Origin of the sequence: Bacillus hominis, from assembly GCF_030348325.1 — a bacterium.
Classification (GTDB): domain Bacteria; phylum Bacillota; class Bacilli; order Bacillales; family Bacillaceae_G; genus Bacillus_A; species Bacillus_A hominis.
Genome location: NZ_JAUCFS010000005.1, coordinates 999,217 through 1,011,042 on the forward strand (window position 1 = coordinate 999,217; position 11,826 = coordinate 1,011,042).

Here is an 11,826-nt window from a genome sequence, read left to right on the forward strand (position 1 = left end):
TATCAAAGGGAGGAATTACCATGAAATTTTCAAGTAAACAACGTAAAGACGTATTAAACGGAGTAAATAAACAAGAGTTAGATGTGATCGTAATTGGTGGAGGTATTACTGGTTCTGGTATTGCATTAGATGGGGCAACACGCGGTTTATCAACGATTGTGTTTGAAATGCAGGACTTTGCAGCAGGTACATCAAGTCGTTCAACGAAACTTGTACACGGCGGTTTACGTTATTTAAAACAACTTGAAGTGAAAATGGTAGCAGAGGTGGGGAAAGAGCGTGCGATCGTATATGAGAACGGTCCCCATGTAACAACACCAGAGTGGATGTTACTTCCGTTCCATACAGGCGGTACGTTCGGATCATTCAGTACATCAATTGGTCTTCGTGTATACGACTTCTTAGCAGGTGTAAAACGAAGCGAGCGCAGAAAGATGTTTAGCCGTGAAGAAACGCTAAATAAAGAGCCTCTTGTAAAACAAGAAGGATTAAAAGGCGGCGGTTACTACGTAGAATATCGTACAGACGATGCGCGTCTTACAATTGAAGTAATGAAAGAAGCGATTGAGCATGGCGCGAAAGCTGTTAACTACGCAAAAGTAGACAGTTTCTTATATAAAGATGGAAAAGTATGCGGTGTACGTGTAATCGATTTACTAGACGGAGAAGTGTATGAAGTTTACGGTAAAAAAATTGTAAACGCAGCCGGTCCTTGGGTAGATACACTTCGTGAAAAAGATAACTCTAAAAAAGGGAAAGTACTTCAATTATCAAAAGGTGTGCATTTAGTAATTGACCAAAAACGTTTCCCATTAGGGCAAGCAATTTATTTTGATACACCAGATAAACGTATGGTATTCGCGATTCCTCGCGGAGGAAAAACATACGTAGGTACAACAGATACGTTCTATGATAAAGACGCAGCTGTACCACACATGACAACAGAAGATCGCACATATATCATTAATGCGATTAACTACATGTTCCCAAGCGTGAAAATTACGGAAAAAGATGTTGAATCAAGCTGGGCTGGTGTACGTCCATTAATTTACGAAGAAGGTAAAAATGCATCTGAAATTTCTCGTAAAGATGAAATTTGGACTTCTGAATCTGGTTTAATTACAATCGCGGGCGGTAAATTAACAGGATACCGCAAAATGGCTGAAATGGTAGTAGACTACGTAACGAATCTATTACAAAAAGAAGGTCACAGCTCATATCCGAAGAGCGACACGAAACATATGCCAATCTCTGGCGGACATGTAAGTGGTTCACATGGATTCCCGGCATTTATCGCGAAAAAAGCAGGAGAAGGTACGAAATACGGTTTAACGACAGCTCAAGCGGAAGAATTCGCGAAATTCTACGGCTCTAACGTTGACGTACTGTTCGACTTAGCGAAAAAGCATAGAGACGAAGCGAAAGAATACAACATGCCGCTTGACGTTCTAATCCCGCTTGTATACGCAATGGACTACGAAATGACAGCGAAACCAGTTGACTTCTTCGTACGCCGCAGAGGCGCTGTATTCTTCAACATTCACTGGGTATACGAGTGGAAAGAAGCAGTAATTAACTACATGGCTGCAAAACTTGGCTGGAGCAAAGAAGAGCAGATGAAATACACAGCAGAACTAGAAAAAGCTTTAAGAGACGCTGTAATTCCTGTAGATCAACAAGAACAGGCAGCTGCGTTAGCGTAAAATAGAGAACCACCTGAAGGGGAGCCTTTAGGTGGTTTTTTATCTTGACTAAAAATAAATATAATGTGTTACAATGATGATAGAGTATTTAGTATGAATTTTGCATAAAATAAAGAAGACAGAAGCCTGAGAAACTTCTGCCTTGTGTAACCTAACTTGCTATTGTGGTGGTAGTAGGTGCGGTTATAAGACAATTACATTAACGTTTTAGCCGAGAACCGCCCTTACCTTTTCCGCGAAGCAGGGTGGTTCTCGCTTTTTTGTATACAGAAATTAGCCACGGACCAACGTATCTTCTACCGATGACAACGCCAGCTCCGGTTAGGATACCATACACTAATTTAATTACAAACATCGCGATCATTTTATCACCTCCCCCCTTTTTTCGAAATGGAAGAGATGATTACCACACCTACTAGTTATAGCGTATTAAGTTACATTTTAATTGTATTATGTTTTAAAATTGGGAACAAGACATATGGATGAAAATTCCTGTCTTCAAGCAGAGCATTAGTGCGTGGGGACAATAAGCAAATAAACATTCATAAAAAACGGTACGGACATTGCCAGCCGTATTTTTTTATGAATTAATAAAACTTTTCCATACAGTGCGTCGTCTAATATATTGTGTATCGACGTAAAGATATGTCGTTTAGAATGAGAAAAACACCTTGATGATTATCAAGGTGTTTTCGTCACAAGTTCAAAACTCTCCGAAGCAGCCCCTGTTACAAAAGGACTAACCTCACCGACGCTATAAAGCTGCAATTCATGCATCGCACGCGTACAAGCAGTGTAGAACAATCTACGCAAGCTTTCATCACTGTACACATCTTTAGAAGCATTGTAAATAATAACAGCATCAAATTCGATACCTTTCGCTAAATAAGCAGGGATCACGACAATGCCTTGCTCATACTCGGCTGAGTTACTTTTCACAAGTTTAATATTCTCGATATGACTGAGTGCTTCGTAGGCAGCGGCGCTTTCAGCTGCGGATTTGCAAATGATTGCGATCGTATTGTGCTGTTGTTTTTGTAATTCAGCGACTTTGGAAGTGATGTGGTCATGCAGTTCACTGTGATCAGAAACTGTAGTCACTGTAGGTTTCTCACCGTCACGTTCAAATGCGTGAATGTTCTTTCCTTCCGGTACGAGATATCGTGTAAATTCAATAATCGGTTTTGTTGAGCGATAGCTACGAGTTAAGTTGATGCCGTTCGTTTCATCTGGTCCGTATAAGCTAGTAAGTGTATTGAAATTCACTGTTTCACTTGCGTGAGCGAATATCGCTTGGTTAAAGTCTCCGAGTACAGTCATTTTTGCTGCAGGGAAGAGACGTTTTAAAAACTCGAATTGAAACGGAGAATAATCTTGCGCTTCGTCTACGAGTACATGTTTAATGGATCTATTTGTTTGGAAGCCTTCAATTAATTCTTTTAAAAGTAAAAATGGAGTTGCATCCTCGTAATGTAGCTTTCCTTCATCGAGCATGTTCACCGTTAGCGAGCAAATGTCGTCCCATTCTTTCGGTTTTTCTCCAGTAACCCATGATGCATCTGTGAAGAGTTGTTTATATATTCCTGTGAAATTGATGAAACGCAATGTTTGAACGCCTTTACGAAGCGGCTTCAATTTTTTACGGACAATCATACGTCCAAGTACTTTCGTTTCTTTCTCATAATCATTAAAGGAGTTGTCTTCAAACTCGCCTTTTTTCTGTAAGTATTTATAAGCTTTTTGATATTCATCTTTACTAAGTAGTTCAATTTCTTCTTCTACCCAAGGCTTTTTTAGTTCTGCCTTTTCAATTTCATCTATTTGTTTATTTAGCCAATCCGTTAACTTTTCAATTCTATTATGGAAGCGGAGGGAGGAGCCGGTATTGTAAAATTGCTCTGCGATTTCTTTAGCAGAGGCAATCAGTTTCCCTCTAAATTTCATTCCTCTAAATAACATGCCTGAAGATTCAAGGGATTGTCTGTACGCTCTAATCATTTCGAAAAATTGAGTGGATGCTTTAAAACGAATACTAGCATTTCTCGTTTTATAGGCAGGGCTATTCGTTTCAGTTAGCATATATTCTAATTGCTCATAAGGATCTTCAACGTCAAATGACTTGCTTAGTCTATGGTTTAAATATTCCTGGAATGTAACTTGCTGCATATTCTCTTCACCGAGTTCTGGCAATACGTTAGAAACGTAGCTGTTGAACATGGAGTTAGGGGAGAAGAGGATGATTTGATCTGCTTTTAACCATTCGCGATATTTATATAGTAAATAGGCGATTCGCTGCAATGCAGCTGATGTTTTACCGCTACCAGCAGCTCCTTGAACGATAAGTAGTCGCCCTTCATCGTGACGGATAATTTCATTTTGCTCGCGCTGGATTGTAGCAACGATACTTTGCATATGTTTGTTCGTACCTTTTCCGAGCGCTTGTTGCAATATTTCATCGCCAATTGTAAGGCTCGTATCGAACATAGAATCAATCTCGCCATTTTGAATAATATATTGTAATTTTTTCTCCACATTACCGCGGATTAAGCCTCCTGGTGTACTGTATTCAGCGGGTCCTGGTGGGTAATCGTAATAGACACTTGAAATTGGTGCGCGCCAGTCATATATAAGAAAGTTTTCTCCGCTTGCATCAGTAAGGGTAGCGACACCGATATAAATTTGCTCTGGACTTGATTCTCCTTCCTCTGTGAAATCAATTCGTCCAAAGTAAGGTGCTTTATGCATACGCCTTAGTGCGGCAAGTCGATTAAAGGTGTGCTTATGGGTGATTTGTGTTACGGCTAGTGACTGAGCTTGTTGCCTTAAGTTGATAACTGTTTCAAGATAATCATCAAAAGTATCAGTATTAACTTTTACATCATCCCAGAAGTGTTTACGGATGTTGATTACTTCTGCCCGGCGTCTGCCAGTTTCGTTTTCCAGTTTATCAATTTGTTCCGTAATCGTTTCGATTACGGTATCCAATCGCTGTTGCTCTAGATCAAGTTTTTTGTTCATACGGTAAGCACTCCTTTAAAAGTGAAAAATAGAGGTTGACTGCAGATGTGTTTTGGTGTACAATTAAAATACGGATAAATACGTTCTGTATATTTGTGTGAATGTGTTTCTGTACTAATTTAACATAGTTTTTTAATTTAATCAATAATAATGAGATAAACCTTGGTTCCGTACTGCGTGAATCGAGGTTTTTTGTGGAATGGAGTAAGAGAGAGGGATATATCAATTTATCGGTAAACAGAAATGAAATGATGCTGTAATCAGTGGGGGAGGTACAACTAAATATTAGCTGTATCTTTGAAATGAAGTTTGATTAAAAATATGCTCCAATTCAGTGTTTTATAACAAATAGAAAGCAGCCATTTTGAAAAATAGATTGATTATTTTTTGCTTGCGTAGCTCAATAATAGTCCTCTTTTATTGAGGGTTAAGCCTATTTAAGTTGGTTTAATCCGAGTGTACTTTAGCGCCTGTTAGTTGAGCGAAGGGGGGATATATTCCTGCCAAACCTTATTCAATTATTGTGTGCCAATCGTGCTGCCCGCAAAAAGCGGGATAAAACTACTGCAAAATAAAAAAGCTTGGGATATTCCCAAGCTTTTTTCACTTCATTATTTCTTTTCGTCTTTTTTAGCGTCAGCTTTTGGCTCTTCGAAAAGATCTTTCAAATCTTTATCGTCAACTTTTACGTCAGCTTTTTTGATTTCTTTCATCATAAGATCGTTCATAAATTGAGCATCTTGTGATTTTTCTTGAACTACTTCTTTTTTGATGTCAGCTTTTGCTTGATCGAAAGTTTTATCAGCATGAGTATCTGTTAGTTTAATGATATGGTAACCGTATTGTGTTTTTACAGGTTCACTTATTTCATCTTTTTTCAGCTTATGAGCTGCTTCATCGAATTCTTTTACCATTTTACCTGGTCCGAAGAATCCTAAGTCGCCACCTTTTTCTTTTGAACCTGGATCTTCAGAGTATTGTTTCGCTAACTCTTCGAAAGATTTACCTTGTGCAAGTTCTTCTTTCACTTTTTTAGCAGTTTCTTCATCTTTTACAAGGATATGGCTTGCTTTAATTTCTTGCTTATAGTCCTCATATTTTGCTTTTAAATCTTTATCAGTAATTGATTTTTCAATCGCTTGTTCTTGAGCTAATGAAGCGCGAACGCCATTTTTAACTGTTTCTTCTTTAAGACCTTGTTGTTTCAATAGTGTATCGAATTGGTCACCGACTTGCTTTTTCATTTCATCGTACTTTTTGTCTACTTCTTTGTCATCGACTTTGTAGTTTTTAATAAGTACTTTTTCCATAACCATGTTATTTAGTACTTGTTTACCAGCTTGTGTTTTCATTTGATTGTAGAACTCTTCTTTAGTGATGTCACCAGCTTTAGATGTAACAATTTTGTCTGATGATGATGTTCCACATGCTGATAATGCGATTACACTTGTTGCGGCTAAGGCAAGCATAGCTTTCTTCATTCAATAAACACTCCTACTATTATGTATTTTTAATTTATCCCGTACAAATGAAGAAACGCCTTATGATAGGTTATTTTCGTTCATAAGAACCTGATTAAGTCTCACTGATGTCTTTGCTTTTTTAATATGTAAAAGCACGCTTAACAGGGCTTACCGAGGCTTTAGGATAAAGTTTAGATGCGTGTCGTTTATTTCATAGTATAAGCAATATGTACAAAATTTAATATATCATATTTCGACGGGTTTTCCTATTGATAAAGTGAAACTTTAATCCTTTGGGTGAAGTGTCCCAAGGGATTATTAGTTGAATGAATCGGGCATTTACGGGCAGTTTCATTAGGTTTTACTTCATTTTGCCTACTGCCCGTTAATGCGGGATAAAGAAATTTTAAGCAGTTTGTGTCAGATTTTGAAAGGGTACCATATTGGGCGCATGCCGCATATACAGAAAAGAGGAGGGGATGGGGGATGAATTCTCAACTTATTTTATTACTTGTACTGTTTATTTTATTGGTTATAGTAGGTATAATTTGCTTATAGAGGAAAAAAATGAGGAAGGGGCTTTCCTTCCTCACTTTCCATGAAATATAATTTCTATATAACTAGAAATTAATAGAATGGTAATACATACATTAATAACTCGAAAGACACCGGGTTGGCGGCTCGCAGCTATTTGTTTTCGCTCACACAGTGTATGTGTCATGAAATTCGTGTAAAATATAACAAGAAGTGCGAATGCGACAAAGACAACGGTTATAAGAGTCATGAGGCGAGACCTCCTTTTGGCTAAAATACATATACTTTATATATTGTATCATACGATATTTTGTTCGTGTTACAAAATTCAGAAATAGAAGACTTTGTGTTAGGAAGCGAGGGAGAAAATGGACGTTGTAAGAAGACTAGAACAAGCTGAATACTACGTAGACCTACTATTTAAAATGATTGATGAAGAAAAGTGTCCATTTTATTCTTTAATCATAAAGAAAAAAGCTCGTAAAAAAGACATTGAACGTATACTAAAACTTTGTGAAAAGCTGAACGAACAATATGTAGTGGAGAAAGCAGAAGGCCTTCTATTGTTTGATGCGCTATTAGATCAATTTGAAAAAGCGCTTCCACATCAGCTCGAAGTACACGAAACTGCGGAAGCGCTAGCAAAACAGGGCTTATTTGATCCACTTATGAATGAATTCTTACGCATGATTGCGAAAGGATAAATTGATTATTTCTTAACTAATTTTTGATCGGTCTCCGTAAAGTTCTCCTCAATATTTTCTAGCGATTTCTCAAAAATATCGATGAAGTCCTGTCCGTAAATATTGCGAAGGATCGCAATCAGTTCGATATTTTCTGGGAACTTACCGTAAAAATTACGAAGTTCAAGTGCCCCATTAAACACCGAATTATTTTCAGGATCGTACTCCTCCATTAAGCGAAGTAGTAATTCTTCCCCTTTGTCTGTAATTTCAATGTACGTATTTCGTTTATCATCTTCTTTTTTAGAGAATACAAGATAGCCGCGTTCTTCTAGCTTTTTAGAGAAGTTAAACGCCGTTGATACGTGCATAACTCCAAACTTAGCAATCTCAGAAATAGAAGCCCCTTTTAAATGATAAGCGATTGATAAAATATGATGCTCATTAATGTTTAAATCGTAAGGTTTAATCCACTGTTGCCAATCTTTCTCTACGCATTTCCATAACGCTTTCGATAATTGAGCAATACGTTGGCTGAAAATCATCGCTTCTTTTACCGAGTAATCTTTTTCTCCACTTTTCATTTACTCACCCACTTTAACATTCTTTTTCATTATTATCTATTATGCCAGTAAAATAAAAATTAATAAAGTCTTTTTGTGAGAATTGTGAAAATTTTTCGGAAAAACAACATTCTATACAAATCATGCATAACAATGGAAGCGTTTTATGAGTCAAGAATACATGTGTTGTCTTTACATGTTAAAGGATAACATATATTGTAAATGCATAAAAACACGGCATATCTATGTGATATGCCGTGTAAAGGTCAATTCGTATGAAAAATATTTGTTATATGCAAAAAACTAAGCAGGAATATGTTTACGCTTTTTCTGGAACGGCTTCTTGTAGTTTCTCGATTGACTTTTGAATGTCTAAAATTTCTTTTTCAATATGTCGTTTGTTTTGAGAAATATCTTGTTTCCAGTTAGAAAGAGTGTCATGCATATCATCTTTTAGTTCTTGGAATACTTCTTTACCTTCTGAAGCAGTTTCAACGATTTGACGTTTTAATAACTTTGTATCAGCTGTAATATCAGCTAATGTCTTTTTAATATCAGTTCCTTTTTCTTTCAGCTTACCGCGCATATCTTTACCAGAAGAAGGAGTTGAGAAAAGAACGGCTAGTCCAGCAACTGCTCCGCCGCAAATTACACCTGTAATAAAGGATTTAGCTTTTGACATAAAAGGAAACCTCCTTATTTTTCGTTCGTATTCATGATGTATAAAAGTGTGCATATCTTTAAGACAAGGAGAAGAAAAGTGAGCTTTTCTCTCTTGTACATGCTATGCACAAAAAAACATGCCCCCGGCATTTTTTGTGAAGAAACAAGCCATACAATAAATGCCAGAGGAATCGGCTTGTTATGTATTACTTCTTATTATAGTGGCACTATTTCACACTATTTGCAATTGTACTTGCGATGTTTTGTAAATTTTCCATTGTATATTCATTTTGGTGTGATTTCCAAACAGCACCGAAACCATCGTTTTCACCGTAGCGTGGAATTAAATGAAGGTGGAAGTGGAATACAGTTTGTCCAGCTTTCTCGCCGTTATTGTTAAGTAGGTTGAATCCAACTGGATTAAATTCTGCTTTCATTGCATTTGCGATTTTTGGAACGACAGCAAAAATATGTGATGCGATTTCTGGCGTTAACGCATAAATGTCTTGTTTGTGTACTTTTGGAATAACAAGAGTATGCCCTTTTGTTACTTGACTAATATCTAAAAATGCAAGCACATGTTCATCTTCGTATACTTTTGAGCAAGGGATTTGCCCGTCAATGATTTTACAAAAAATACAATTGTCCGCTGTATGATTCATCGATCTCATCCTTTCAAATAGCCTTAGCCGTATTTTACCATAATTACATAGGAGAACAAATACGAAAAACAGGAAGCTGACTCAGCTTCCTGTTTTCTGAAGAGGGATTGAAAAAGCATTTTTTATAATTTACGGTTCGCAGACACCTCATTTATTTAAGAAATGCACGGTAAATCGGCTAAAGTTTCTGCCGTAGACACCCCATTTTCAAGTGAAATGAATTGCAATCTTTTTTTAAAATGAAATTGTTTATTTTTTAAAACAGTATATGCTCTTTCGGAGACACCCCGTTTCGAAAATGAAACAAATTATCTGGTTATGTGTAAATTTCATTGTCCAACTTGGACACCCCATTTCATGATGACTTCACTATGTTGTTGTACTCATCAATTGGTGGTTGCTTTTTCAATGTGTTCCTTCCTCACTAATTATGATGTCCGCTTTCGTAAAAATATATGCTAATAAATTTAAATTTTTTTTTGAAGGCATCGATACTATGTAGTGCACCATGATTTTTGGTAAGATGAGTATATACATTTCTTACAAAAGAGAATGAATATAAATGAAGAAAGTGGTGTCGTATGAGCGAGTTATTGCGTGTAGACAATGTTACAGGAGGATATACGAAACGACCTGTACTGCAAAATGTTTCGTTCTCTGTTAATAAAGGCGAACTTGTCGGCTTAATCGGTTTAAATGGTGCTGGTAAAAGTACGACAATTAAACATATCATCGGTTTAATGGAACCGAAAAAAGGAACTGTCACAATTAACGGGAAAACAATTCGTGATGATATGACAGCGTACCGTTCTAGTTTCTCCTTCATTCCAGAAACGCCAGTATTATATGATGAGTTAACGCTAGAAGAACATTTAAAATTAACAGCGATGGCGTACGGCGTAGATGAAAAACAATATGAAGAACGCGTAGGACAATTATTACAAGAATTTCGCATGAAAAATCGTTTGAAATGGTTCCCGTCTCATTTCTCAAAAGGGATGAAACAAAAAGTAATGATTATGAGTGCGTTTTTAGTGGAACCATCTCTTTACATTGTGGACGAACCGTTCGTTGGTCTTGATCCATTAGCGATCCAATCACTTCTTCAAATGATGGATCAAATGAAAAAGAGTGGTGCAGGTATTTTAATGAGTACACATATTTTAGCGACAGCAGAGCGTTATTGTGATTCATTCATTATTTTGCATCAAGGTGAAGTGCGAGCGAAAGGAACGTTGGCTGAATTACAATCACAATTTAATATGCCTGGTGCAACGTTAGATGATATTTACATTGCATTAACAAAGGAAGAAGATTATGAATAGCACAGCGTTATGGAAAGAACGATTTCGGCACTTTCTAAAAGAAGTTCGTACATATAGTAAATACGTATTTAATGATCATTTGAAATTTATTTTCGTATTCATCATCGGCGCAGGAGCGTATTATTACCAGCAGTGGTTACAAACGTTAACACCTTCGTTTCCGACAGCGATTGTTATGGCAGTCTTACTTGGCCTCGTACTAACAGCTGGATCCATACAAACGTTATTAAAAGAAGCAGATCTCGTTTATTTGCTGCCAGTTGAAGAAAAGTTAAAGCCTTACTTTACAAAGGCATTTCTCTTTACGTTTATGATTCAGTTATACATAATCGCAATCGTAGCAGCTGCGCTTGCCCCGTTATACTTCCAGCAAATGAAACAAACGGGAGCGGCTTACATATGGATTGTACTCGCGTTCGTCATTGTAAAGGCGTGGAATTTATTTGTAGCGTGGGAAAAGTCATTTTTAACAGATCAAAATGTACAAAAAGCAGATTGGTTCATTCGTTTTATTTTAAACGGCTTATTTGTGTACTTCCTTGTAGAACGTACTTCAGTCATTTTTACCGGTGTAATTGTCTTTTTAATGGCGCTATACCTTGCTGTTATGCATCAAAAGGTGAAGGGAAAGCCGCTGAACTGGGAGTATTTAATTTCTGAAGAAGGTAAAAAAATGATGCTGCTATACCGCATTGCGAATATGTTCGTTGATGTACCAGCATTAAAAGAGAGAGTATCCCGTAGAAAATGGCTTGATTTCATTCTTTCGATAATTGGCGAAAAGCGTACATATTTATACTTATATACGAGAACGTTCTTAAGATCGGGTAACTATTTCGGATTATATGTGCGCCTGCTCGCTCTTGGCGGGATTATTCTTTACTTCATTCCATTTTTATATGGACGTTTTATCGTAAGTCTTATCTTCTTATACTTAATCGGTTATCAGTTATTAACCTTATGGAAACATTACCGAATGAAGATTTGGCTTGATTTGTATCCAGTAGGGGAAGACGAGAAGAAGGAAGATTTTCTTACTTTATTAAATGCGATTCTTATTATCGGCAGCATTGTATTTACAATTTTATTTGCACTTGCGACGAAAGATTTCATAATGACCGGTATTTTATTTGTCGTAAGCATATTATTTAGTATTGGTTTCGTTTATCAATACAGTGCGAAACGCATTGAGCGTTTAAACTGAAAGGAATG

Annotated in this window: 11 protein-coding genes; 4 read left to right on the forward strand and 7 right to left on the reverse strand. The window is 36.8% G+C overall.

Annotated elements, in window-relative coordinates; translation table 11 throughout:
• The first annotated feature begins 20 nt into the window (after nucleotides 1-20).
• The gene (glpD, locus tag QUF93_RS07475) at nucleotides 21-1,703 is read left to right on the forward strand and encodes an aerobic glycerol-3-phosphate dehydrogenase (protein WP_289358336.1); all 1,683 of its coding nucleotides are present in this window, start codon (nucleotides 21-23) and stop codon (nucleotides 1,701-1,703) included.
• A 199-nt stretch (nucleotides 1,704-1,902) separates the two neighbouring features.
• Here glpD and QUF93_RS07480 read toward each other — a convergent pair whose 3' ends face one another.
• The 4 genes from QUF93_RS07480 to QUF93_RS07495 all read right to left on the reverse strand — a co-directional run bounded on the left by QUF93_RS07480 (nucleotide 1,903) and on the right by QUF93_RS07495 (nucleotide 6,968).
• Complete coding sequence (locus QUF93_RS07480) at nucleotides 1,903-2,067, reverse strand: hypothetical protein (RefSeq protein ID WP_000561154.1); 165 nt, start codon at nucleotides 2,065-2,067, stop codon at nucleotides 1,903-1,905.
• A gap of 317 nt (nucleotides 2,068-2,384) precedes the next feature.
• The gene (gene helD, locus QUF93_RS07485) at nucleotides 2,385-4,721 is read right to left on the reverse strand and encodes an RNA polymerase recycling motor HelD (RefSeq protein WP_289358337.1); all 2,337 of its coding nucleotides are present in this window, start codon (nucleotides 4,719-4,721) and stop codon (nucleotides 2,385-2,387) included.
• A gap of 611 nt (nucleotides 4,722-5,332) precedes the next feature.
• On the reverse strand, nucleotides 5,333-6,202 hold the full coding sequence (gene prsA / locus QUF93_RS07490; RefSeq protein WP_002116734.1) for a peptidylprolyl isomerase PrsA: 870 nt from the start codon (nucleotides 6,200-6,202) through the stop codon (nucleotides 5,333-5,335).
• Nucleotides 6,203-6,773: 571 nt separating this feature from the next.
• Nucleotides 6,774-6,968: a hypothetical protein gene (locus tag QUF93_RS07495; RefSeq protein WP_000172690.1), complete on the reverse strand. Its 195-nt coding sequence runs from the start codon at nucleotides 6,966-6,968 to the stop codon at nucleotides 6,774-6,776.
• A gap of 118 nt (nucleotides 6,969-7,086) precedes the next feature.
• Here QUF93_RS07495 and QUF93_RS07500 point away from each other — a divergent pair, with 118 nt between their 5' ends.
• Nucleotides 7,087-7,422, forward strand: a complete 336-nt coding sequence (locus QUF93_RS07500; RefSeq protein ID WP_289358339.1) for a DUF1878 family protein — start codon at nucleotides 7,087-7,089, stop codon at nucleotides 7,420-7,422.
• A gap of 5 nt (nucleotides 7,423-7,427) precedes the next feature.
• Here the strand turns inward: QUF93_RS07500 and QUF93_RS07505 are convergent, their stop codons facing one another.
• The 3 genes from QUF93_RS07505 to QUF93_RS07515 form a co-directional block, all read right to left on the reverse strand.
• Nucleotides 7,428-7,985: an HTH-type transcriptional regulator Hpr gene (locus QUF93_RS07505; RefSeq protein WP_219917387.1), complete on the reverse strand. Its 558-nt coding sequence runs from the start codon at nucleotides 7,983-7,985 to the stop codon at nucleotides 7,428-7,430.
• Nucleotides 7,986-8,283: 298 nt separating this feature from the next.
• Nucleotides 8,284-8,646: a YtxH domain-containing protein gene (locus QUF93_RS07510; protein WP_002116745.1), complete on the reverse strand. Its 363-nt coding sequence runs from the start codon at nucleotides 8,644-8,646 to the stop codon at nucleotides 8,284-8,286.
• A gap of 208 nt (nucleotides 8,647-8,854) precedes the next feature.
• On the reverse strand, nucleotides 8,855-9,289 hold the full coding sequence (locus tag QUF93_RS07515) for an HIT family protein (protein WP_289358340.1): 435 nt from the start codon (nucleotides 9,287-9,289) through the stop codon (nucleotides 8,855-8,857).
• 581 nt (nucleotides 9,290-9,870) lie between these two features.
• On the opposite strand from QUF93_RS07515, the gene ecsA reads away from it, so the two are divergent.
• Nucleotides 9,871-10,614: an ABC transporter ATP-binding protein EcsA gene (gene ecsA, locus QUF93_RS07520; RefSeq protein ID WP_033711685.1), complete on the forward strand. Its 744-nt coding sequence runs from the start codon at nucleotides 9,871-9,873 to the stop codon at nucleotides 10,612-10,614.
• Nucleotides 10,607-11,818 (forward strand): ABC transporter permease, encoded by a 1,212-nt coding sequence (locus QUF93_RS07525; RefSeq protein WP_289358341.1) that lies wholly within the window; start codon nucleotides 10,607-10,609, stop codon nucleotides 11,816-11,818. The genes ecsA and QUF93_RS07525 overlap by 8 nt, the downstream gene beginning before the upstream one ends.
• Nucleotides 11,819-11,826 lie beyond the last annotated feature (8 nt).

Coding starts and splice junctions, on each gene's coding strand:
- prsA (WP_002116734.1), bottom strand. CDS start 6,202: ATGAAGAAAGCTATGCTTGCCTTAGCCGCAACAAGTGTAATCGCATTA.
- ecsA (WP_033711685.1), top strand. CDS start 9,871: ATGAGCGAGTTATTGCGTGTAGACAATGTTACAGGAGGATATACGAAA.
- QUF93_RS07495 (WP_000172690.1), bottom strand. CDS start 6,968: ATGACTCTTATAACCGTTGTCTTTGTCGCATTCGCACTTCTTGTTATA.
- helD (WP_289358337.1), bottom strand. CDS start 4,721: ATGAACAAAAAACTTGATCTAGAGCAACAGCGATTGGATACCGTAATC.
- glpD (WP_289358336.1), top strand. CDS start 21: ATGAAATTTTCAAGTAAACAACGTAAAGACGTATTAAACGGAGTAAAT.
- QUF93_RS07480 (WP_000561154.1), bottom strand. CDS start 2,067: ATGATCGCGATGTTTGTAATTAAATTAGTGTATGGTATCCTAACCGGA.
- QUF93_RS07515 (WP_289358340.1), bottom strand. CDS start 9,289: ATGAATCATACAGCGGACAATTGTATTTTTTGTAAAATCATTGACGGG.
- QUF93_RS07510 (WP_002116745.1), bottom strand. CDS start 8,646: ATGTCAAAAGCTAAATCCTTTATTACAGGTGTAATTTGCGGCGGAGCA.
- QUF93_RS07505 (WP_219917387.1), bottom strand. CDS start 7,985: ATGAAAAGTGGAGAAAAAGATTACTCGGTAAAAGAAGCGATGATTTTC.
- QUF93_RS07500 (WP_289358339.1), top strand. CDS start 7,087: ATGGACGTTGTAAGAAGACTAGAACAAGCTGAATACTACGTAGACCTA.
- QUF93_RS07525 (WP_289358341.1), top strand. CDS start 10,607: ATGAATAGCACAGCGTTATGGAAAGAACGATTTCGGCACTTTCTAAAA.